The sequence below is a fragment of the Polynucleobacter sp. AP-Titi-500A-B4 genome (genome assembly GCF_018688095.1).
Lineage (GTDB): Bacteria > Pseudomonadota > Gammaproteobacteria > Burkholderiales > Burkholderiaceae > Polynucleobacter.
On the sequence record NZ_CP061311.1, the window covers coordinates 1798747 to 1820413 of the forward strand.

Genomic DNA, 21667 nt, shown 5'->3' on the forward strand with positions numbered 1-21667 from the left:
AATTCCTCTCTTAAATACCGAAATTACTTCTGAACAACAGCCATGATGTCGTCTTCACGCATCACAATGAGCTCTTCGTTGTCTACTTTGACTGTTTGGCCAGCATATTTACCAAACAACACGCGATCGCCTACTTTGACGTCGAGTGGATTTAACTTGCCGGTTTCATCACGCTTACCTGGACCAACTGCCAAGATCTCACCTTGATCAGGCTTTTCTGCAGCGGCGTCAGGAATGATGATTCCAGATGCAGTTTTTGATTCTTGATCCAAACGCTTGATGATTACGCGATCATGTAAAGGACGCAAATTCATCTCTTCTCCTATGTTAGTAAGTGTTAACTAATTAAAAATCTATATAAATCAATGCTTTATAATCTCTCTCACGGAAACTAAAGCCAATTTGCTTCAAAAGTAACTGATTTAGCACTCGCGTGTAGGGAGTGCTGATTATATAGGCCTGAATCCCGAGATTTCAAGGGCTGATCTCCATAAATTCTTTAAGGATTTAGCCCCTATCTATACTGTGGACAGGCTGGTAGGACTATTCCTACAGATAAATCAGCCTAAAGCCCTTACCGCTCCAATCCGTCCTGCCTAGACTGGATAGTCACCGATTGGAGAATGCTGATGAGCCCGAAATCCCGGCTGTACACGCTTGTAAAGGCATGGAAGAACAAACCCTTCCAAGAAGTACGCGACGCCTGTGGCGCACCCTGGCTTGGCCTAAGTAGCCAAGCCCTCGAAGAACACCAATCCTGGTCCAAGCGACAAGCGATTAGTCACGAACCCATTTTTAACCACAAGGGGACAAAACTGACTGGCTCTTTATTTAGACCATTACTTGCAGTTTCAGACATGCAACTACTCCGTTTGTTTATGGAGGGCTTAGATACGATTTCCTACTGGTATCGCAGTGGTCGCTTTATACCCAGTATTTTGCCCATACCAACGCATGCGATCGCTTCGAGTGCTTATGTAGATGCATTGAGTGACCTCATTCTCAACTCGCGACTACCCGTCGGCCTGATAACCCTTGGCATGCAATCACTGCCTACGCCAGAGCTTGCGAATGACTGCAAAGAGGGTTTACTGCGCTTGCGTCGACTTGGCGTATTGCTGCACCTCCTTCATTTCACAGGCAGCACTGAGCAACTGCATTGGGTTGATGAAATGCAAATGGAAGGAATTCATTTGAATATGAGCCATTTCCGCGAACAAACACTTTCACATGATGTGCTAGCAAAAATCAGACGTTCGCCATATTCGCCAACACAAATCTATGCTAGCAATGTAGGGCTTGTAAAGGATTTAGGAAACGCCTCTGACTGGCAAATAGATCACTGCTACGGAGGACTAATGATGCCTCCCTTAAGTCGCCATCAAATGCTACAGATCAACGATAGCCGAATCGCCAAAGCCATTTTTTCGCTGCACCCTCATCAACACCTAAACCGAAATGGAGACAAGTAATGAGAAAACGCGTGATGTTGGTAGATGACCATCCAGCAATGCTGATGGCTCTTAAAAGTATGTTGCAAGACCAATTGCTATTTGAAGTAGTGGGCCAAGCCCAGAATGGCGAAGAATGCCTCAGATCCATTAAAGAGATCAATCCAAACATGATCATTCTGGATCTTGATATGCCCAAGACGGATGGTTTTGATGTCATAAGGCGGATTGGTCTTATGTATCCCGATGTTCGCATGTTAATTTTGTCCAGCATGGATGAAGCAGTCTATGGTGGCAGAGTGCGATCTCTCGGCGGCCACGGCTTTGTCAACAAAACAGCTGGGGCCGACGTCATCTTGGCAGCGTGCGTTGCAATCTCTCAGGGCTACAACTTTTTTACTCACGGGAAAAATGGCAATAGTTCGTTAACTGATAACGACAAACTCGCATTGATTTCAGATCGTGAGTTACAGGTTATGAAATACCTTGGCAAAGGCAATACCAATCAACAAATTTCAGACTTGCTTCACATTAGCAATAAAACTGTTGCCACTTATAAGACGCGAGTCTTCGACAAGCTGGGCATCAACAACATTGCAGATTTGATTTTGTTCTGCCGAATGAACAATATTATCGAAAGCTAAAAAGCATGCATCGATTCATCATGTGCACCTTACTGCTGTATGGCTTCATCTGTAGCGGAGTAACGCAAGCCACAACTATAAGTCCTGCAGAGCAACGGTGGATCGATGCTCATCCTGTAGTTCACTTCAGCATTCATCAAAAATATGCGCCCTATCTTGAAAATCAACAAGGAAGTGGAACGGCAGGAGTTTTTAATTTAATACTCCAAAAACTGGGGGACTTTACCCAACAAGAGTTTCGTCCGAAGTGGAGACAGTCAGACCAGGAAGGTTTAGTGCAACTTTCTAATGGCGAGGTAGATTTCATGATTGACCCACCCATGATGAGTGATGAGTATCTTCGCTTTGGCTCCCTATCGGAAGCCATCTTTTGGGGGCAAGATGCTGTCATTACAAAACGTAATCAACCAAATAGCTCTATTACTCCCGACAATATTGCCTACTTTGATCGTGGCTATGAAAATCCACCCCTAAGATCCGATCCTCAAGCCCGCGCCTCTATTGATGTAGAGCAGCTAGCGGCAGACCTTTTAAGAAATGACATTCAGGCATTAGTACTACCCATTCGGCTGGCCAAGCAACTGATTACACAGCTCAAGAATCCACAGCTTCAAATTGATGGCCTATATAACCGTGAGCCATTTGCCTATCGCTGGTTGATTTCACATGAAGATGCGCCAATGCATCAAGTGCTTGATCGTTTTTTCACTAACCTGGATCCATTAGAGTCGCGACAACTCTTTGCGCTAGATCCAAATACTCCAGATATCAGCGCTGGTGGCTGGAAGGCATTGCCCTGGGCAACAACCTTAGGAGTAGTGTTGGCTAGCGGATTACTGCTATGGCATATGCGACAAAAACAGTTATTCCAAGAGCAAGAGGCTGCAAGCCTACTCTCTTCAAAAGAACTCGCTGAAAAAGCAAATGCTGCAAAGTCCTCCTTTCTTGCAACCATGAGCCATGAAATTCGGACACCCATGAATGCTATTCTGGGAGTTCAAGAGCTTCTATTAAAAAGCCAACAATTTTCGCCACAGGAAAACTCTCTACTCAAAAGCGCACATACCTCCGCTCAATCTCTTTTGGGAATACTCAATCAAGTTTTGGATCTTTCTAAGATTGAAGCGGGCAAACTTACCCTGAACCCAGAGCCATGCTGCCTCAATAGCTTAATCGACAATATTGATCATGCATTCTCAGCAGTTGCCCAAAAGCAAAATTTATTACTCCATACATCCAAAGATCCACGCATTGCCGAAGTGCTCATGATCGATGCATTACGACTTCGACAGACTCTACAAAACCTCATTAGCAATGCTATTAAATTTACCGAACATGGCGAGATTTATTTCTCTATTAGTGTTTTAGCAGATGATCATGCAGGTCAGCTCATTGAGTTTCGTGTCATCGATACTGGGGTTGGCATGGGTACAGAAGAGATTAAGCTAGCCTTGCAAGCCTTTGAACAGATACCAGGCAAAAGTGATCAAGAGAATGGCACCGGTCTTGGCTTGACCATTACCAATCACTTAGTTACTTCAATGAATAGCCAGCTTTACTTCGACAGCGCACCGGGCTTTGGAAGTAATATTCACTTTTGCGTAGCATTTCCTCGCACAAGCCTTGCTCCATCTAAGAATGTGACTTCCCCATCTATCGCTTCAAGCTCTAGAAGATTCATCTCAAAGAATGATCAGAGAAAAGATCATGAGTTACGCGCATTAGTGGTTGAAGATCATCCTGCAAGTAGGCAAATTATCTCCCTACAGCTTCATGCATTAGGCATTCAAGTCTCTGTATGCGATAACGCTAATACCGCACTGCAGATGATTACTGAAAGTGAATATGACTTATTAATTACCGATCAATCCATACCCGGCATGCAGGGCTCTGAATTAGCGCAACAAATTCGGGTGCTAGGCTTTAAGAATCTTGTCATCATCGGAGTAACCGCTGATATCTACGCCCTAGAGTCTCGCCATCAGTTTTTAGCTGCGGGTATGAATGGCGTACTCATTAAGCCGCTAAGTCTCATGAGTCTTGAGAATGAACTCGCCCGATATTTTGAGTCTCAAGAGGAGGCGCATCTGGCATATGCTTCAGAGGAGGAATACTCATTTGATGCATTCTCCAATCTTCTAAAAAATAATCCCGCCCATATTCTCGTGATACTGAGTGAGATCAAAAAGGTACATGATGAGGCACTGCTAGCTATAAGCTCTTCAACACTTGATGAGGCAAGCTTATCAAGCCTGCTCCATAAGGTAAAAGGCGGTGCTCAACTACTTGGCGCCAAGCAATTCATTCAATCTTGCGAATCCTTAGAAAAAGAACCAGTTTTACCTAGCAAGCTTGCTGCTTTTAAAGCGCTATTGGAGAATCAAAACCAAGTAATCGAACGCTACCAAACAAGGTACACCGGCTCTTAAGGTGCAAGACATTTATCTTCTGACACTCTAGGTTTATTCTATGGTGAATGAAACACACTCTTCACCGCAAATGTTGTTTGTTTTTAACAATCCTATGGATTGCTTGCTACTTTATTTCCGGCACCTCAAAAGCCCAGGATCTACCGATCCCAGCAGCCATTACAAATAGCTTAGAGCGCAATCAAATCCCTCTAGATGCCATTAGCATTTCTGTGAGCGAGATTGATCCAGGAAAGCCTGGCAAGCATGATGCTAAGACTATCTTGGACTGGCGAGCCTCTGAGGCCATGAATCCTGCCTCAACCATGAAGATTCTCACTACGCTTGCAGGCCTAGATATTCTCGGGCCACAGTATCGCTGGAGGACAAAAATATTTACGGATGGTGTAGTGCGTCAAGGTACGCTCAAAGGCAATCTTTATTTGCAGGGAAGCGGCGATCCAAAACTTATTCCCGAAGAGCTAGCCAAGCTTATGAAAGATCTACAGGCGCTCGGAATTCAAAAAATTGATGGTAATTTATTTTTTGATCGAAGCGCATATGCTCCTAGCGTGATGGAACATAACACTATTGATGGTGAATCTCTCCGCGCCTATAACGTTCCACCAGATCCCTTGCTATACGCTTTTAGAACGCTGTCTTTTCAGATTGGTAAATCGCGTACCGCTGACTTCATCGACATTAGCTACACCCCTACCTTGTCTCAACTCAAGGTTGTAAACCAAATGCAACTCGTGGAGCGGGCCTGCGATAACTGGAAAAGCAATATTCGATTCAACTTAGATCCTGAGACAGGAACGAATACAGATCAATTACTGACCGCACAATTCTCAGGTACGTTTCCCAGTGGTTGCAAGGGCGTTAATTACAATGTGGTGGCTCTGGATGCCAATACTTTTCTGACCCAGGGCTTCACTGCCGCCTGGGAGTTGGCAGGTGGTAGCTGGGTAAAACCCCCTACTGGTAAAGACGCAACTGTACCCATAGCCGCAAGACTATTACTTCAGTTTGAGGGTATTAGCTTGGCTGATGATGTCCAAGATATTAATAAGTATTCAAATAATGTTATGGCGCGTCAACTCCTGCTAACGCTAGCACTTGAAAAAATGGGTAAGCCAGCAACAACCGCTAATGGCGATCTCGTGGTGCAGGGCTGGCTTAAACAAAATGGTTTAAATTTCCCTAGCCTAGTCATTGAGAATGGGTCTGGCCTTTCGCGCAATGAAGCAATCACTGCTGGGCAAATGAATCAACTCTTGCTCACTGCGCGCAACCTCCCAATTGGTGAGGTGTTCTACAACAGCCTACCCATTGCAGGCGCTGATGGAACAATGCGCAATCGCTTAATGACGCAGCTGCGCAAATTTTTACATTTAAAGAAAAAGCCTGAAGCCAGAATTAAAACAGGCTCACTTGCTGATGTTCGTGCGATTTCAGGTTATGTGATTAGCAAATCAGGCAAGATGTATGCGGTAAGTTCATTTATTAACCACCCCAATGCTTGGAGAGGTTTAGATGCGCACGATCAATTACTGTCGTGGTTACTCGAAGATGGTCCCGAACCGAAACAGGCACGCTGAAGTCGGTCTCTTACGCCATCCCACTCTTCCCCAGGCGGGGGCTCAGGAAATAAGAGTAGATCCCACCCCTGCTGATCTAGATCTCGCAAAGAACGATACAAACGACTGGCAAATGCACTGCTATCACTAGGTACTTCTACTTCCTCAAAGTGAACGGATGGGTGTCCTTCACCCAAAGAAGATTCTGAATCCCAAACTGCCACCGCTACACGTGACTTAATATCCGGAAATTCACTTAACGCATCCAATACTCGACCAGGGGCATATAAACGCAAAGGGGTGGTTGGTGCGTAATGCGCTTTTAGACTTCCGGATACCCTAGGCAATTGATCACCTGATTTAAATTCTTCACCGACTTGATAAACCTGAATACCCGTCTTCGCCAAAATCTCTTTTGGAGTGATCACACCAGGGCGTAGTAAGACTGGGTGATCGCCGTTCGAGAAATCAATAATGGTCGATTCAATACCGACTTCACAATCACCGCCATCGAGCACCATTAATCCCAACTCACCCTCAAACTCACTGCGAACATCCGCCGCACTAGTTGGCGATACTTTTCCAAAACGATTTGCTGAAGGCGCAACCACTCCGCCCTTAAATTTTCTTAATAACTCTTGAGCCATTGGATGAGCTGGCGCACGCATCGCTACAGTGTCTTGACCGCCCGTAAGGTCAGATAACACACTCTTATCTTTCTTAAATACGAGCGTGAGTGGCCCAGGCCAAAATGTATTCATCAACTTCAAGGCATCTTCGGATATGTCTCTTGCCCAAGGGGCTAAAGCGAAGACCCAATCGACTTGGGTCTGATCGAATTTATCCGGCGGCGCGATATGCACAATCAAAGGATGATTTGACGGCCTGCCTTTGGTGGTAAAGATTTTTTTAATGGCTGCAGGATTTCTGGCATCCGCACCTAAGCCGTAAACTGTCTCTGTAGGAAACGCGACCAATCCACCGTCCCTTAAAGTTTGCACCGCTTCATTGATCACTGCAGATGATTGCAGTGGCGTACTATCGCTGGACATTTCTAGGGCTCGATGCCTAATTCAGTAGCAACAGCTGCGCAATTTTGACGAGCCTCATTTAAAGCCTCACCCAAACAATTAATATGCCCCATCTTTCTACCCATGCGTGGCGCAGATTTTCCATAGAGATGTAATTTCGCATCTGGATGTGCAAGCACTTTATTCCAAGCGGGCTCCTTCGCTTGATCTTCACTACCCTCAAACCAAAGATCGCCCAAAAGGTTCAACATAGAGACAGGGGCTAATTGACGGGTATCGCCTAAAGGCAAACGCGCCATCGCTCTCACTTGCTGCTCAAATTGACTGCTCACACAGGCATCCATGGTGTAGTGACCAGAGTTGTGAGGGCGTGGTGCAATTTCATTAGCAACAATATCACCGTTCTTCAGAATGAAAAATTCAATGCAAAGCACGCCCACATAATCAATTTTTCGAATCAGCGCTTTAGCTGCTTCAATAATTTTCTTTTCTTGAGCAGGCTTGATCGATGGTGCAGGCACTGTAGAAGTATGCAAAATACCATCACGATGTATATTTTGAGAAACGGGGTAGGCTACTACTGCATCGTCATAACCACGCACCACCAAAGCGGAGACTTCAAAATCCAAGTCCATTCGCTTTTCTAATACACAAGCTACCTTACCGAGCTCAGTCCACACAGCAGACAAATCAGTTGCAGCAACAACCGTCATTTGGCCCTTGCCGTCATAGCCCATCCGAGCAGTCTTCAAGATTCCAGGGAAAAGTTCTGCAGGGGCATTAGCAATATCGGCATCATGCTCGATCACAAAATGAGGAGCAGGCCCAATATTGGTTTCAGACTTCCAAGTTGCCAAGAAATTTTTCTCAGCAATGCGGTTTTGCGCCAAAGAAACGCAGCTACTTCGGGGCGCCACGAACACACCTAAAGACTCTAATTCATCCAAAGCCTGAGCCGGAACATTTTCAAATTCAGTGCTTACAGATGCGCAAAGAGATGCCATTTCTTTTAATGCCGCTGAGTCTGTGTAGTCTGCCTGAATAAATTTTTCAGCAATAGAACCTGCAGGACTATCTGCGCCTGGATCAAGAACGCAGACCTTGTAACCCATAGCTTGTGCTGCTTGAGTAAACATTCGCCCCAATTGACCGCCACCTAATATACCTAAATACGAACCCGGCAAAATGGGTTCCAAACGATCTGCCATGTAATTAATACCCCGGCAAATTCATTGAACGCGCGGTATCGGATTGCTTAACGCGGAACTCTTCTAGACGCTTTGCTAAATCAGCGTCATGCAAAGCTAGACCTGCGATAACATGTAAAGCGGCATTTGCTGCACCAGCTTCGCCAATAGCAAAAGTTGCTACAGGAATGCCTTTGGGCATTTGTACGATAGAGTACAAAGAGTCTTCACCACGCAAATATTTGCTTGCAACAGGAACACCATAAACTGGAACGATTGTTTTGGAGGCGAGCATGCCCGGTAAATGCGCTGCACCGCCTGCACCTGCAATGATTGCTTGAAGGCCATTCGCTTGAGCGTTTTCAGCATACTGAAACATATCATCAGGCATGCGGTGTGCAGAGAGTACTTTTGCTTCGTGAGCAATGCCAAATTGCTCCAGCATTTGTGCGGCGTGCTGCATAGTGTCCCAATCTGAATTGGAACCCATCACTATTCCGACTATTGGCTTCTTGCTCATCTACCTCTCCAAATGCCCTAAGTATCGCGTTTATATCGATTAAGGGCTCTATTATCCCTGAGTTAGGCGACTCAAGGCTTCGCGATATTTTTGGGCTGTCTTTTCGATGACTTCGGCAGGTAATTGCGGTGCTGGAGCTGTCTTAGGCCATGGCTTACCGTTTACCTGGGCAGTTTCCAGCCAATCGCGCACAAATTGCTTATCGTAAGACGGTGGGTTTGAACCAACATAGTAGGTTTCAGCTGGCCAGAATCGTGAGGAATCGGCGGTGAGAATCTCATCCATCAGCACTAATTGACCTGCATCATCCAGACCAAATTCAAATTTGGTGTCGGCGATGATGATTCCGCGAGTAGCTGCGTACTCTGACGCCTCTTTATAAAGACGAATGCTCACTTCACGAATTTGATTGGCCAATTTCTCACCAATAAGCTCAATCACTTTCTCAAAAGAGATATTTTCATCATGCTCACCAACTTCCGCTTTTGCGGCAGGAGTAAAAATGGGTTCAGGTAATTTTTGGGCATTCTCCAAACCGGATGGCAATGAAATACCGCAAACCTTGCCAGTGTCTTTGTAGTCCTTCCAACCGCTACCCGCCAAGTAACCGCGCACTACTGCTTCAACCAAAATTGGCTTTAAACGCTTTGCAACTACTGCACGCCCTTGAACTTGATCTACTTCATCAGCAGGCACTACAGTCGTAGGATCGATTCCAGTCAGATGATTTGGAATTACCTTGCCCAATTTATCAAACCAAAAGTTCGCCATTTGATTGAGAACAATGCCTTTTTCTGGAATAGGCTCACCCATCACCACATCAAAGGCAGATAAGCGATCAGTAGTAATCATCAAAAGCTTGTCGTCACCCAGCGCATAAACATCACGCACCTTACCTTTGGAAAGCAGAGGTAATGACTTAATAGAAGTGGCGTAAAGAGCTGGCATATTTAAATCACTTCACAATCTGAGCTAACTTACCGCTCTTATACAACTCAGCCATTTTTTCTAATGGAATAGGTTTAATTTTGGATGCTTGACCAGCAGAACCAAAAGCTTGGAAACGGGCAATACACACCTTCTTAGCTGCTTCACGAGCTGGCTTTAAATAGTCGCGAGGATCGAATTTGCTTGGGTTCTCGAAAAGATAACGACGGATAGCGCCCGTCATTGCCAAACGAATATCGGTATCAATGTTGATCTTGCGAACACCATTCTTAATACCTTCCTGAATCTCTTCAACAGGCACGCCGTAGGTTTCTTTCATATCGCCACCAAATTCACGAATCTCAGCAAGCAACTCTTGCGGAACGCTAGAGGAGCCATGCATGACTAAGTGTGTATTCGGAATACGTGCATGAATTTCTTTAATACGATCTATCGCCAAAATATCGCCAGTTGGCTTTTTTGTGAATTTATATGCGCCATGGCTAGTACCAATCGCAATTGCTAAAGCATCACACTGAGTAGCCTTTACAAAGTCCGCGGCTTGCTCCACATCCGTGAGCAACTGCTCACGAGTCATCAAGCCATCCGCGCCATGACCATCTTCTTTATCGCCCTTCATCGTCTCAAGAGACCCCAATACACCGAGTTCGGCCTCAACGGTAACGCCGATAGAGTGAGAAAACTTCACCACCTCTCTAGAAACATCTACGTTGTATTCATAACTTGCAACAGATTTTCCGTCAGCCTCTAAGGAGCCATCCATCATCACGCTAGTAAAACCGCTCTTAATAGCAGCCATACAAACTGCTGGGCTTTGACCATGATCTTGGTGCATCACCACTGGAATATGGGGATAAGCCTCAACTGCAGCAGAAATGAGATGGCGTAAGAAGGCTTCACCAGCATATTTGCGTGCACCAGCAGACGCTTGCATGATCACTGGGGAGTCAGCCTCATTTGCCGCTTCCATGATTGCAGTCACTTGTTCTAAGTTGTTCACGTTAAAGGCTGGTAAACCATAGCCGTTCTCGGCTGCATGATCCAAGAGTTGTCGTAAAGATACTAAAGCCATGATGTTCTCTTAATGTGTAATGAGTAAATAATAAATTTTGATCGGCCGTGAATTACTTCACATGAATAATCTTGAGAGTATTGGTACCGCCGGGTTCGCCCATCGGCTCACCAGAAGTCAGAACCACAGTGTCGCCTTTTTTGACTGCGCCCAGCTTTTTCAAGCACGCCTCAACCTCTTGCAAAGCTGTATCTCTATCCTTGGTGTAATCCAAACCGATTGGTGTGACATTGCGATAAGTACTTAAAGCACGTTGAGTGGCAATCTTTGAAGTGAGAGCAAAAATAGGCACATGAATATTGTGACGGCTCATCCAAATCGCCGTTGAGCCAGAGTCAGTTAAGGCAGCAATCGCATTCGCATTGAGATGGTGGGCGGTAAATAAAGCGCCCAAAGCAATGGTTTGATCAATCCGAGCAAATGTTTGATCCAAGAAGTCGGTATCCAATTTCACGCGGTCTGATTTCTCTGCCTCAACACAAATCTCTGCCATCGCTTTAATGGTTTGCACTGGGTACATGCCGGCAGCAGATTCAGCGGATAGCATGACAGCATCGGTACCGTCTAGTACCGCATTAGCAACGTCACTTACTTCAGCACGCGTTGGAACTGGAGCATTAATCATGGACTCCATCATTTGCGTAGCGGTAATCGTAAATTTATCCGCTTCAAGAGCCCAAGCAATCATACGTTTTTGTAATGCCGGCACTGCTGCATTACCTACCTCAATCGCCAGGTCACCACGAGCAACCATAATGCCATCGCTCTCAGCAATAATACTTTTCAATGCTTCAGGCTCAATCGCTTCTGCACGCTCTACCTTAGCAATCGTTCGTACCTTACCAACGCCATACTTAGCGCTAGCGGCATCAGCCAACTTACGTGCATAAGCCATATCAGCGCCATCTTTAGGAAAGCTAATGGCTAAAAAATCGACTCCCATCGCAATGGCAGCATCTAAGTCAGCAATATCTTTTTCGGTGAGAGCAGGCGCAGTCAAACCACCGCCTGCTCGATTGATGCCTTTGTTATTGGATAAGGGGCCGCCTTGATCAACTAGCGTGAAAATTTCTCCACCCTTAACGCTTTCGACACGAAGCACCACTAAGCCGTCGTTTAATAAAAGGCGATCACCTGATTTCACGTCGTTGGGTAATTCTTTGTAATCAAGACCAACACGTTCTTGGTTACCAAGCTCGCATGCTACATCAAGAATAAATTTGTCGCCCTCTTTAAGAAGAATCTTGCTATCTACAAATTTCCCAACGCGAATTTTTGGCCCCTGTAAGTCAGCCATGATGCCAACTTCTTTACCAACCTCAGCAGAAATGCTTCGCACTAAATCGTGACGTGCCTTGTGGTCTGCCACTGTACCGTGTGAAAAGTTCATACGCACTACATCGACACCAGCACGAATCATGTCCCGTAAGACTTCAGGCTTTTCAGATGCTGGCCCTAATGTTGCAATAATTTTGGTTGCTCTAAGCATGTTTAATCCTTCGCTCGATCGGATAGTACTGCAAAGGCTGGCAAGGTTTTACCTTCGAGGAATTCCAGGAAAGCGCCACCGCCAGTTGAGATGTAATCCACTTGATTTTCAATACCGTACTTGGCAATTGCTGCCAAGGTATCGCCACCACCTGCAATTGAGAACGCAGGTGAATGTGCAATTGCTGCAGCTAGCATCTTCGTGCCACCGCCAAACTGATCAATTTCAAACACGCCTAGAGGGCCGTTCCAAACAATCGTACCGGCATGCGCAAGCATGATCGATAAACGCGCCGCTGTCTTTGGACCAATATCCAAGATCATGTCATCTTCAGCAACTTGATCAGCAGGTACACGGTTTGCACGCGCTAGTGGCGAGAGTTCATTCGCCACAACAACGTCTTCAGGAATGGGCACATGTGCGCCCCGTTTTTCCATCAGCTCCATGATTTCTCGGGCTTCATTCACTAGGTCTGGCTCAGCAAGAGACTTACCAATTGACAAGCCTTTAGCTAACATAAAAGTATTAGCAATACCGCCGCCAACAATCAGCTCATCGACTTTCTCGGAGAGCGCCTTGAGGATCGTGAGTTTAGAGGAAACCTTAGAGCCAGCAACTATCGCTACCAGTGGGCGCTTCGGACTTGCTAATGCACGACTTAAGGCATCTAACTCAGCGGCCATTAATGGGCCAGCACAAGCGATGGGTGCAAATTTTGCAACACCATGCGTGGTTGCTTCAGCACGATGAGCAGTGCCAAATGCATCATTTACATATACATCACATAGAGCAGCAATCTTTTTTGCTAGCTCATCATTATTCTTTTTCTCGCCAACATTTAAACGGCAATTTTCTAGAAGGACGATCTCGCCTGGATTCACTTCAAAGTCACCATTCACCCAGTTACTAATAAGAGGTACCTTGCGATTAAGTAATGTCGCAATGCGATCTGCTACCGGAGCCAAACTATCTTCTGGCTTAAATTCACCTTCAGTTGGTCGACCCAGATGTGAGGTCACCATCACTGCTGCACCAGCATCCAAACACATTTGCACCGCAGGCATTGAAGCCCGAATGCGAGTGTCTTCAGTAATATTTCCAGCTTCGTCTTGGGGAACATTCAGGTCTGCACGAATCAAGACCCTCTTTCCCTTCAATTGGCCCGATTGAGCTAATTCGCTTAAACGCTTAACTTTAAATAAGGATTCCGGCATGGGGATGGCTAAATAGAATGGTTTATGGGGATTGCTCCATTCTAAATCGTCTAGCCCTGCTACCCCGAAGGATCCGAGTATCTGAACGGCCTGCCTGCTCTACAATAGAGGCTTGGACGCAATCCGAGTCAAGGGGCCTAGGAGGCTAGTGGCTTGGCGCCCCGATTAATCCGCTATTTCATATAGCTTATAGACACAAAAGGTAAAGAAAATGTCGATGTCCGACCGCGATGGCTTTATTTGGTCCGATGGGAAGCTCATTCCTTGGCGTGAGGCCAATGTTCACGTGCTAACCCATAGCCTGCACTACGGCATGGGGGTATTTGAAGGCATTCGCGCCTACAAAACCCCTCAAGGTACCGCCATTTTCCGCCTTCCTGAGCACGTCAAGCGCCTCTTTAACGGAACCAAGATCTTCCAAATGAGCATGCCTTACAGCCCAGAAGAGATCACCAAGGGCATTATTGACGTAGTCAACAGCAATAAGCTGGAAGCCTGTTACATCCGTCCTATCATTTTTATTGGCTCCCAAAAACTCGGTATCTCCCCTAAGGGCAACAGCATCCACACCGCGATTGCTGCCTGGGAATGGGGTGCTTATTTAGGCGAAGATGGCCTTAATAAGGGTATTCGCGTTAAAACTTCCTCCTTTACCCGCCACTTTGTGAACTCGTCACTCGTTCGTGCCAAAGCATCCGGTTACTACATCAACTCCATTTTGGCCAACCAAGAAGTAACCGCCAATGGATATGACGAAGCTTTGTTGCTCGATACCGAAGGTTATGTTTCCGAGGGTTCTGGTGAAAACCTCTTCATGGTTCGCAATGGCGTTGTATACACGCCTGACCTGGCCTCATGCTTAGACGGCATCACCCGCGATTCCGTAATTCAAATTGCAAAAGATCTTGGGTATGAAGTTAAAGAAAAGCGTCTCACACGGGATGAAGTTTATTCTGCTGATGAAGCCTTCTTTACTGGCACTGCTGCTGAAGTTACTCCAATTCGTGAACTCGATGATCGTACGATTGGTGATGGTAAGCGCGGTCCAATTACCGAAAAAATTCAAAAGACCTATTTCGATGCGGTTTATGGCAGAAGCGACAAGTACAAAGCGTGGCTTACTTACGTTAAATAAGTTCAAATAAATTTAGCATCTAGGAAGCGGAATATGACTCAAGCTCAAGTGACAATGGTGGACGGCAAAGATCTACCATTGCATTGCCCCACCAATAAAACCCCTGCCTGGAACTCGCACCCACGGGTTTTTTTAGACATCACCAAAACCGGGGATGCAAAGTGCCCATACTGCGGCGCAGAGTACAAGCTCATTCCTGGCACCGAGCCACACGGACACTAAGCCTCATCAGCGCCCCTAAGAAGTGGCGCTGAGTCGGGATACATCACATGCACGGTATTCTGATCATCGCCCCAAACTGGATTGGGGATGCCGTCATGTCGCAGCCTTTGTTGGCAGAGCTTAAAGCTCAATATCCAAATTCAAACATAGATGTACTTGCTAGTACTTGGGTTGCCCCTGTTTATCGCGCTTGCAATGAAGTAAGCGATGTCATTGAGGCAAAGTTTGAACACAAGCAATTGCAATGGGCATTACGTAAACAGCTATCCAAAGATCTTCAAACTAAAAACTATCAGGCCTGTTTTATTTTGCCAAATAGTTTTAAATCTGCACTCATTCCCTGGTTGGCTAATATTCCATTTCGAGTTGGGTATCGTGGTGAACTTCGTTATGGCCTCATTAATGTATCGCTCGAGAATCCAAGCAAAGTAAATCGACCACCCATGGTGGAACACTATCTAGCCCTTAGCCAACTCTTGCAAGATGGTGATGAAAACTCATTAGATACATTAACGCCTACACTGAATGTCTCAACTCAAGCAAAACAATCTGTAGAGCAGCGCTTAGCAAGCGCCAATATCAACGCCAATTCGCTTTTTGTATTTTGCCCAGGAGCTGAATACGGACCTACCAAGCGCTGGCCTACTGCTCACTTTGCAAAACTGGCACAAAATCTTGTTGTAGAGCAGGCAAGCGCGCAAGTCATTCTTTTGGGCGGCAAAGGCGATCATGCACTTGCGCAAGAAATCCAAGCTCAAGCTAATACCCCTACCAATCTCCACAATTGGTGCGGAAGCACTTCTTTGGATGAGGCAATTGCTCTGATTGGTATGGCTAAGGCTGTGGTTAGCAATGACTCTGGATTGATGCATATTGCGGCGGCACTCAAAACCCCTCAAGTAGCTATTTTTGGATCTAGCGATCCCGCCCATACTCCGCCCTTATCAAACAAGGCTAAAGTAATTTGGCTCAATCTTCCTTGTAGTCCATGTCATAAAAAGATTTGCCCCTTAGGTCACTTGCAGTGTCTAAATGACATCCTACCGCAGCAAGTTTTGACTACACTGAATACCTTGCAATAAATTTCCCCAAGGAAGCTTGAGCCATGACCAAACTAGCCAGACTCTTTCACAATGCAGACGATGTGGTGGATGCCTGGCGCGATGCTTTAAAGCATCGCGATGTCAAAGGCGCCTTAGATATTTGGCTAGACGATGACTCCATCACTTGTGTCCTTCCTGAAGGGCATCGCTTAAGTGGTCATGCTGAAATTCGTGAAGGTCTAGAGCGCCTTTTATCCAAACAAGCATTATTTTTAGAGCCAATTGCTTGTATTAGTCACACTATTCTGGGTGCTGCTGTATATGACACAACTGAAGCTGTGCACTTACGCGCCGATCAAATCGAGGCTGAATTTTTTCTCAATATTACCCTCGTACTATTACAAGATAGTCAAGGTTGGCGCATTGCTCACCTGCATGCTAGTCGTTCAACTGATGACACGTTTGATGCGCCCTCTACTCCGCACGGTTTGCATTAAATAATATGGATGAGCAGGTACTACGCTCACTCATTAAATGGCCCAACGTGCCAGATTGTTTTGGCTGGTTAACCCTAGATCGCCGTGGTCAATGGCGGATGGTTGACGAATATGCACAACAAAATCAATTGTCTGGTCAGGTTATTCAACATACTGCTTTAAATGAATTCATCTCCCGCAATTACGCGAGCGATCAATTAGGAAGATTCTTTTTCCAGAATGGTCCGCAACGGGTTTTCATTACGCTAGCAGCAACCCCTTGGTTAGTCCGCATCATTCCAGGAGAACACGGCCCAAGACTCATTACCCAATGCCAGACTCAAATGAAGCCTAGTGCTGCGCTAAGCGATGAGGATGGCAATATTTATATTGTTGGGTCGATTCATCAAACAATTTACCAAGATCTAAAGACTCAGCAGTTTGAGACTAAAGAGTATGCGAGCATTGCTCTTCTACATGATCATGATTTAGATCAATTTTCAGAAATGGCTAAATTACGTGAGGAAGCCTGCAGCTTTGGTGGTTCCTGGAATTGGCATGACAAACAATTGCCTCTAGATCCAATTCATTCAGAAGAGTTAAGTAAGCAGTTCAAGTTCATCCAACAGCCTCAGCCACAACACTGACCGGGCATTATCCTGGGATCTGTTTGCCCTGCTCTTTGAGCTCATCTTGATATTGCCTTTGCATTTCTCGAAGACGGGCATCAATGCTTGAGCTTTGATAAAAATCAGAGCTGCCGGCGTTGCGAGCAATCTTGAGCTGCTCAATTGCCGATGGCCAAGCCCCTTCCAGAGCATATTTTTCACCTAGGGCATAGTGACGCATGGGTACATTATTTGCCTGATCATAAGCATTTGAGAGCATGCTCCACCAAACGATTTCAGTTGGCTGCGATCTAGTGCGCGCTTTTAGCCAAGCGATGGCTTCATTTGTGCGACCCATCTTGAGTTGGGCGTTAATCATGGCGGCACCTGCAGCATAAGACTGAGGGTAGGCTCGTAATGCAGCCTGTGCAATTTGCAAAGCGTCTTCTTTTTTACCCTTTGCCAAAGCCAGCTCTGAAGCAGTAATCTCAAGCGATAAGCTTTGACGCTGAATTGGTGAGCCCGGTGCACTAGCCTTCTGCGCTAAATTACGGGCCTGCTGCAAATCCGATTCCGCTTGATCCAACTTACCCTGACGCTGAGCAATTAGTGCTAATCCATAAAACCCTTCCATCTGCTTACCAATTTGTGGCTGCTTACTCAGACTATCAAAAGTATTTCTTAAATCGTAGAGACCACTTGAGCTGCCAGCTTGCTCCATCCGAGCGCGAGCCTTAATAAAGTAAAACTCAACCGCAGTGGGTACGTTACGAGAAGGGACAGTACGTGCACGGTCCTGCATATCTGCAATACGGTCTGTTGTTAAGGGGTGAGTCCGAACATATGCTGGTACGCCCTTATCCATAATGCCAGTAGCCTTTTGCAAGCGCTGGAAAAAACCTGGGGCGCCATTTACATCGTATCCACTGGCATCCAGTATCTGAAAACCAATACGGTCCGCTTCGCGCTCAGCATCTCTTGAGTATGAGAGTTGATTATTAATGGCTGCAGCTTGACCGCCTTGCATTAAACCAGCAGCAGCCTGAGGATTGCGTGACATTGCCAATGCACCTAACACCATGCCAGCAAGGGCAATCATAGTATTGGTAGTCTGCTTGTCCATTTGTCGCGCCAGATGACGCTGTAAGACGTGTCCTGTTTCGTGACCCATAACTGAAGCAACTTCAGAATCAGATTCCGCGCTCACTATTAAGCCCGTATGAAATCCGATAAATCCTCCGGGTAATGCAAATGCATTAATACTGCTGTCTTTCACTGCAAATACTTCAAAGTTATATGCGCCACTACCTTGCTCATTTGCACCACCCAGTTGTAACTTTTTAGCAGCCTGTAATAGTCGTCGCTCCATTTGATTCAGGTAGTCATAAAGGGGTAAGTCATTTGAATAGTCTGAATCGGGTCTAATTTGGCGCATGATCATCTCGCCATATCTTCGCTCATCGATCCGACTTAATGCATCACCACCTGGGTCACCCATGTCAGGCAAGATAATCGTTGGCTGACTTTGCAAAGTATTGCGAGTTGGAGCATTAGCAGGACGTGCATCGGGAGACTGCATGGCACGACCGATGTTTTGAATAGCAGCAGAATTACCCTCTACCGAAACATCTCCAGAAGCTGGAGCGGCATAAGCAGGAGCGGCGCCAGAACAAGTGAGCGCCAGAACAAGCTGAGTCGCTAAAAGACGTTGCCAAAGCGAGATTTTTTTAATCAACTTTATGTCTTGCATCCCTATATGGTAAAACTTATCCCATGAACAAACTAACTCATTTTGATTCCAGCGGCCAAGCCCACATGGTAAATGTTGGTGATAAGCCTAGTACCCACCGTATTGCTATAGCGACAGGCAAGATTACGATGCTGCCTGAAACCTTCAAAATGGTCGAAAGCGGAACCCATAAAAAAGGTGATGTACTGGGAATAGCTCGGATTGCAGGTATTCAGGCGTCCAAAAAGACCTCGGATTTAATTCCCCTGTGCCACCCCCTAGCACTCACACATGTGAGTCTTGAGTTTGCACTTGACCCAAAAACGAGCAGTATCACCTGCCAAGTGAGAGCGGAAACTACCGGACCAACCGGCGTCGAAATGGAAGCCCTCACAGCCGTTCAAATTGCCCTGCTCACAATCTACGATATGGCGAAAGCTGTTGATAGAGGTATGGTCATGGGTGATGTGAAGTTGTTAGAGAAGAGTGGTGGCAAGAGTGGAGAGTGGAAAGCCTAATAAATAAGCCACCCTAAGGTGGCTTATTTATTAAAAGAGTACTACTTTTGGTTACTTACTTATTCTGCACTCCGAAGGCAGTAACTGAGAAATCAGATTAGTCTCAGTTGATCTGCATGACCAGCCGCCAGCCCAAGTAGCCCCCTCGGGTTTTGATAAATCAATCGGCTTCGGCGAATTAGCATCCGGCTCATTGGTTGGGACTAGGTGTAAGGTATTTTTGCCTTCAGGCGCGACACTTACCTGATAGTCAATAGCAATTGCGCCCGAGGGTGTAATTTCAATTAACTTAACGCTACGTGTCGGCGTAAAAGTAAATGCCCCATTTGTTGCCTCATCCATAGGGACCGTGCCGCGACTAGCAAAAGCTTCGGTAACTGCGAGCTTAGCGCTTGAAGATAAATTCATACCCTCTACTACACGACTGCGAGCAATGTAATCCTGATACTGCGGCACAGCTACCGCAACCAAGATACCGATAATTGCAACGACCACCATCACTTCAATCAGCGTAAAGCCTGACTCTTGGTGACCCTCTTGTTGTTTTTGCTCGTGCTGATTTTTACTTTGCATATCTACTAGCTCCTGAGGTGAAATACCTCATCATCCAGTCTATACCCCTTTTTACCAAGGCAATCTACAAAAGGAAAAGCCGGCTTTACAGGCCGGCTTTTCTGATTACAGAGCAAGAAATTTATGCTTCTTTGTGCGCATTTTTCTTTTTGAGATATGTTCCAACCAATATCACAATGGCAACGCCAATCACCTCAAAGGCTAACTTAGCATCACCCAATGCCGCCTGAATACTGTCCTTGATAGCAGGATCATCAACCAACATACCACCAGCAAGCAGTCCCAATAGACCCGCACCCAAAGTAATGATGACTGGGAAGCGCTCCATAACTTTCAAAAGCATTGCGCTACCGAAAATAATGAGAGGAATAGACATTCCGAGGCCAATAATTAAAAGCAGTAAACGGGTTTCTTCAGGGCCCTTTTGCGCAGCGGCAGCAACTGCCAGCACGTTATCGAGACTCATCACCAAATCAGCAATCAAAATAGTGCGAATAGCAGCCCAAATACTTGTCTTGGCTTCCATATGCTCTTCACCACCGCTATCAGATAACAATTGAATGCCGATATAAAGCAACAATAAACCGCCTACAATTTTGAGGTAGGGTAGTGTAAGCAGAGCTACTGCAGTAATTGTTAAAACTACACGCAAAATAATTGCGGCTGCACTGCCCCAAAAAATGGCTTTCTTTTGCTGCGCTGGTGGCAGATTGCGTGATGCCAAAGCAATCACGACTGCGTTATCACCCGATAACAAAATATTTGCAACGATGATTGATAGAAGTGCTGCCCAAAAGGTAGCATCAGAGAATGCTGAAAAATCCATATTGTCTCCCTACGTTTTTTTATGTTTTAACTACTTTTTTAACTGCTCGATACCACTAAGAAAAGGATGCCGACATCAGCATCCTTTTCTTGTTACTCATTACAGCATAGCTTTCAACAATGCAGCCATTTCAGATGGATTCTTTGTGACCTTGAAGCCACACTCCTCCATGACAGCAAGCTTGGCATCAGCAGTATCAGCACCACCAGAGATCAAGGCGCCAGCGTGACCCATACGTTTGCCTGGAGGCGCAGTAACGCCAGCAATAAAGCCAACTACCGGCTTCTTCATATTGTCTTTGCACCAACGAGCCGCTTCTGCCTCATCTGGACCACCGATCTCACCGATCATAATCACAGCATCCGTTTCTGGATCTTCGTTGAACATGCGCATGACATCGATGTGCTTTAAACCATTGATTGGGTCGCCACCAATACCAACCGCAGTAGATTGACCTAAGCCAATTGCAGTCAATTGACCAACTGCTTCGTATGTCAATGTACCCGAACGACTCACAACACCAATACGGCCTTTCTTGTGAATATGGCCAGGCATGATGCCAATCTTAATTTCGTCTGGAGTAATAATTCCTGGGCAGTTCGGTCCGAGCAATAAAGTCTTCTTGCCGCCCTTTTCTTCTTTTGCCTTCATCTTATTGCGCACTTCCAGCATATCGCGCACAGGAATACCTTCAGTAATACAGATCACAAAATCGAGATCGGCTTCAACCGCTTCCCAAATTGCAGCCGCTGCGCCTGGAGGTGGAACATAAATCACTGAAGTAGTTGCACCAGTTTGCTGTGCAGCTTCTTTAACCGTAGCATAGATGGGAATATTAAAAATAGATTCGCCAGCTTTTTTAGGATTCACGCCAGCAACGAAACAGTTTTTACCGTTTGCGTATTCCTGACATTTTTCAGTATGGAACTGACCGGTCTTACCAGTAATACCCTGCGTAATGACTTTGGTGTTTTTATTGATCAAAATAGACAT

At 45.8% G+C, this 21667-nt stretch carries 22 protein-coding genes; 10 read left to right on the forward strand and 12 right to left on the reverse strand.

Going from position 1 to position 21667, the window contains the following annotated elements; all coding sequences use genetic code 11:
- Positions 1 to 23: 23 nt before the first annotated feature.
- Positions 24 to 314, reverse strand: coding sequence for a co-chaperone GroES (locus FD968_RS08985; protein ID WP_215365709.1), 291 nt, complete (start codon positions 312 to 314; stop codon positions 24 to 26).
- A gap of 315 nt (positions 315 to 629) precedes the next feature.
- Here FD968_RS08985 and FD968_RS08990 point away from each other — a divergent pair, with 315 nt between their 5' ends.
- From FD968_RS08990 to dacB, 4 genes are all read left to right on the forward strand, one after another.
- Entirely contained in the window at positions 630 to 1472 is an 843-nt protein-coding gene (locus tag FD968_RS08990; protein ID WP_215365711.1) for a diguanylate phosphodiesterase, read from the forward strand.
- Complete coding sequence (locus FD968_RS08995) at positions 1472 to 2095, forward strand: response regulator transcription factor (protein ID WP_215365713.1); 624 nt, start codon at positions 1472 to 1474, stop codon at positions 2093 to 2095. The genes FD968_RS08990 and FD968_RS08995 overlap by 1 nt, the downstream gene beginning before the upstream one ends.
- A gap of 5 nt (positions 2096 to 2100) precedes the next feature.
- Positions 2101 to 4524, forward strand: coding sequence for an ATP-binding protein (locus FD968_RS09000; RefSeq protein WP_215365715.1), 2424 nt, complete (start codon positions 2101 to 2103; stop codon positions 4522 to 4524).
- Positions 4525 to 4601: 77 nt separating this feature from the next.
- Positions 4602 to 6104: a D-alanyl-D-alanine carboxypeptidase/D-alanyl-D-alanine-endopeptidase gene (gene dacB, locus FD968_RS09005; protein ID WP_251367560.1), complete on the forward strand. Its 1503-nt coding sequence runs from the start codon at positions 4602 to 4604 to the stop codon at positions 6102 to 6104.
- On the opposite strand, the gene FD968_RS09010 is transcribed toward dacB, so the two are convergent.
- The 7 genes from FD968_RS09010 to FD968_RS09040 are packed head-to-tail and all read right to left on the reverse strand — an operon-like array spanning position 6050 to position 13544.
- Entirely contained in the window at positions 6050 to 7135 is a 1086-nt protein-coding gene (locus FD968_RS09010) for an L-threonylcarbamoyladenylate synthase (protein WP_215365719.1), read from the reverse strand. The two genes, dacB and FD968_RS09010, sit on opposite strands and share 55 nt — an antisense overlap.
- A 2-nt stretch (positions 7136 to 7137) precedes the next feature.
- Entirely contained in the window at positions 7138 to 8322 is a 1185-nt protein-coding gene (locus FD968_RS09015) for a 5-(carboxyamino)imidazole ribonucleotide synthase (RefSeq protein WP_215365721.1), read from the reverse strand.
- Positions 8323 to 8326: 4 nt separating this feature from the next.
- Entirely contained in the window at positions 8327 to 8821 is a 495-nt protein-coding gene (gene purE / locus FD968_RS09020; RefSeq protein WP_215365723.1) for a 5-(carboxyamino)imidazole ribonucleotide mutase, read from the reverse strand.
- A gap of 51 nt (positions 8822 to 8872) precedes the next feature.
- Complete coding sequence (locus tag FD968_RS09025) at positions 8873 to 9769, reverse strand: phosphoribosylaminoimidazolesuccinocarboxamide synthase (RefSeq protein ID WP_215365724.1); 897 nt, start codon at positions 9767 to 9769, stop codon at positions 8873 to 8875.
- A 7-nt stretch (positions 9770 to 9776) separates the two neighbouring features.
- Positions 9777 to 10841, reverse strand: coding sequence for a class II fructose-bisphosphate aldolase (gene fba / locus FD968_RS09030; RefSeq protein ID WP_215365726.1), 1065 nt, complete (start codon positions 10839 to 10841; stop codon positions 9777 to 9779).
- Positions 10842 to 10893: 52 nt separating this feature from the next.
- Entirely contained in the window at positions 10894 to 12330 is a 1437-nt protein-coding gene (pyk, locus tag FD968_RS09035) for a pyruvate kinase (protein WP_215365728.1), read from the reverse strand.
- Between the two features lie 2 nt (positions 12331 to 12332).
- On the reverse strand, positions 12333 to 13544 hold the full coding sequence (locus FD968_RS09040; protein ID WP_215365729.1) for a phosphoglycerate kinase: 1212 nt from the start codon (positions 13542 to 13544) through the stop codon (positions 12333 to 12335).
- A 211-nt stretch (positions 13545 to 13755) separates the two neighbouring features.
- On the opposite strand from FD968_RS09040, the gene FD968_RS09045 reads away from it, so the two are divergent.
- From FD968_RS09045 to FD968_RS09065, 5 genes are read left to right on the forward strand one after another with little or no spacing between them, the layout of a single operon-like run.
- Positions 13756 to 14679, forward strand: a complete 924-nt coding sequence (locus tag FD968_RS09045; RefSeq protein ID WP_215365731.1) for a branched-chain amino acid transaminase — start codon at positions 13756 to 13758, stop codon at positions 14677 to 14679.
- A gap of 33 nt (positions 14680 to 14712) precedes the next feature.
- Positions 14713 to 14901: a zinc-finger domain-containing protein gene (locus FD968_RS09050; protein WP_215365733.1), complete on the forward strand. Its 189-nt coding sequence runs from the start codon at positions 14713 to 14715 to the stop codon at positions 14899 to 14901.
- A gap of 47 nt (positions 14902 to 14948) precedes the next feature.
- The gene (gene waaF / locus FD968_RS09055; protein ID WP_215365735.1) at positions 14949 to 15983 is read left to right on the forward strand and encodes a lipopolysaccharide heptosyltransferase II; all 1035 of its coding nucleotides are present in this window, start codon (positions 14949 to 14951) and stop codon (positions 15981 to 15983) included.
- 23 nt (positions 15984 to 16006) lie between these two features.
- Entirely contained in the window at positions 16007 to 16441 is a 435-nt protein-coding gene (locus FD968_RS09060; RefSeq protein WP_215365737.1) for a nuclear transport factor 2 family protein, read from the forward strand.
- 5 nt (positions 16442 to 16446) lie between these two features.
- A complete protein-coding gene (locus FD968_RS09065; RefSeq protein ID WP_215365738.1) occupies positions 16447 to 17067 on the forward strand; it encodes a DUF2946 family protein in 621 nt (206 codons plus the stop codon).
- A gap of 7 nt (positions 17068 to 17074) precedes the next feature.
- On the opposite strand, the gene FD968_RS09070 is transcribed toward FD968_RS09065, so the two are convergent.
- On the reverse strand, positions 17075 to 18778 hold the full coding sequence (locus FD968_RS09070; protein ID WP_215365741.1) for a M48 family metalloprotease: 1704 nt from the start codon (positions 18776 to 18778) through the stop codon (positions 17075 to 17077).
- A 23-nt stretch (positions 18779 to 18801) separates the two neighbouring features.
- Between FD968_RS09070 and moaC the strand changes: the two genes are divergently transcribed.
- Entirely contained in the window at positions 18802 to 19275 is a 474-nt protein-coding gene (gene moaC, locus FD968_RS09075) for a cyclic pyranopterin monophosphate synthase MoaC (RefSeq protein WP_215365743.1), read from the forward strand.
- Between the two features lie 51 nt (positions 19276 to 19326).
- Here moaC and FD968_RS09080 read toward each other — a convergent pair whose 3' ends face one another.
- The 3 genes from FD968_RS09080 to sucD all read right to left on the reverse strand — a co-directional run bounded on the left by FD968_RS09080 (position 19327) and on the right by sucD (position 21667).
- Positions 19327 to 19848, reverse strand: a complete 522-nt coding sequence (locus FD968_RS09080) for a pilin (RefSeq protein ID WP_215365745.1) — start codon at positions 19846 to 19848, stop codon at positions 19327 to 19329.
- Between the two features lie 121 nt (positions 19849 to 19969).
- Positions 19970 to 20674, reverse strand: a complete 705-nt coding sequence (locus FD968_RS09085; protein WP_215365746.1) for a TerC family protein — start codon at positions 20672 to 20674, stop codon at positions 19970 to 19972.
- Positions 20675 to 20773: 99 nt separating this feature from the next.
- Complete coding sequence (gene sucD / locus FD968_RS09090) at positions 20774 to 21667, reverse strand: succinate--CoA ligase subunit alpha (protein WP_215365747.1); 894 nt, start codon at positions 21665 to 21667, stop codon at positions 20774 to 20776.

What these genes read in the sequence shown, in the direction of transcription:
- FD968_RS09085 (WP_215365746.1), bottom strand. Translation starts at nt 20,674, where the DNA reads ATGGATTTTTCAGCATTCTCTGATGCTACCTTTTGGGCAGCACTTCTA.
- purE (WP_215365723.1), bottom strand. Translation starts at nt 8,821, where the DNA reads ATGAGCAAGAAGCCAATAGTCGGAATAGTGATGGGTTCCAATTCAGAT.
- FD968_RS09025 (WP_215365724.1), bottom strand. Translation starts at nt 9,769, where the DNA reads ATGCCAGCTCTTTACGCCACTTCTATTAAGTCATTACCTCTGCTTTCC.
- FD968_RS09015 (WP_215365721.1), bottom strand. Translation starts at nt 8,322, where the DNA reads ATGGCAGATCGTTTGGAACCCATTTTGCCGGGTTCGTATTTAGGTATA.
- FD968_RS08995 (WP_215365713.1), top strand. Translation starts at nt 1,472, where the DNA reads ATGAGAAAACGCGTGATGTTGGTAGATGACCATCCAGCAATGCTGATG.
- FD968_RS09060 (WP_215365737.1), top strand. Translation starts at nt 16,007, where the DNA reads ATGACCAAACTAGCCAGACTCTTTCACAATGCAGACGATGTGGTGGAT.
- FD968_RS09065 (WP_215365738.1), top strand. Translation starts at nt 16,447, where the DNA reads ATGGATGAGCAGGTACTACGCTCACTCATTAAATGGCCCAACGTGCCA.
- FD968_RS09010 (WP_215365719.1), bottom strand. Translation starts at nt 7,135, where the DNA reads ATGTCCAGCGATAGTACGCCACTGCAATCATCTGCAGTGATCAATGAA.
- moaC (WP_215365743.1), top strand. Translation starts at nt 18,802, where the DNA reads ATGAACAAACTAACTCATTTTGATTCCAGCGGCCAAGCCCACATGGTA.
- FD968_RS09080 (WP_215365745.1), bottom strand. Translation starts at nt 19,848, where the DNA reads ATGCAAAGTAAAAATCAGCACGAGCAAAAACAACAAGAGGGTCACCAA.
- FD968_RS08985 (WP_215365709.1), bottom strand. Translation starts at nt 314, where the DNA reads ATGAATTTGCGTCCTTTACATGATCGCGTAATCATCAAGCGTTTGGAT.
- waaF (WP_215365735.1), top strand. Translation starts at nt 14,949, where the DNA reads ATGCACGGTATTCTGATCATCGCCCCAAACTGGATTGGGGATGCCGTC.
- FD968_RS09040 (WP_215365729.1), bottom strand. Translation starts at nt 13,544, where the DNA reads ATGCCGGAATCCTTATTTAAAGTTAAGCGTTTAAGCGAATTAGCTCAA.
- FD968_RS08990 (WP_215365711.1), top strand. Translation starts at nt 630, where the DNA reads ATGAGCCCGAAATCCCGGCTGTACACGCTTGTAAAGGCATGGAAGAAC.
- FD968_RS09045 (WP_215365731.1), top strand. Translation starts at nt 13,756, where the DNA reads ATGTCGATGTCCGACCGCGATGGCTTTATTTGGTCCGATGGGAAGCTC.
- sucD (WP_215365747.1), bottom strand. Translation starts at nt 21,667, where the DNA reads ATGTCTATTTTGATCAATAAAAACACCAAAGTCATTACGCAGGGTATT.
- pyk (WP_215365728.1), bottom strand. Translation starts at nt 12,330, where the DNA reads ATGCTTAGAGCAACCAAAATTATTGCAACATTAGGGCCAGCATCTGAA.
- FD968_RS09000 (WP_215365715.1), top strand. Translation starts at nt 2,101, where the DNA reads ATGCATCGATTCATCATGTGCACCTTACTGCTGTATGGCTTCATCTGT.
- fba (WP_215365726.1), bottom strand. Translation starts at nt 10,841, where the DNA reads ATGGCTTTAGTATCTTTACGACAACTCTTGGATCATGCAGCCGAGAAC.
- FD968_RS09070 (WP_215365741.1), bottom strand. Translation starts at nt 18,778, where the DNA reads ATGCAAGACATAAAGTTGATTAAAAAAATCTCGCTTTGGCAACGTCTT.
- FD968_RS09050 (WP_215365733.1), top strand. Translation starts at nt 14,713, where the DNA reads ATGACTCAAGCTCAAGTGACAATGGTGGACGGCAAAGATCTACCATTG.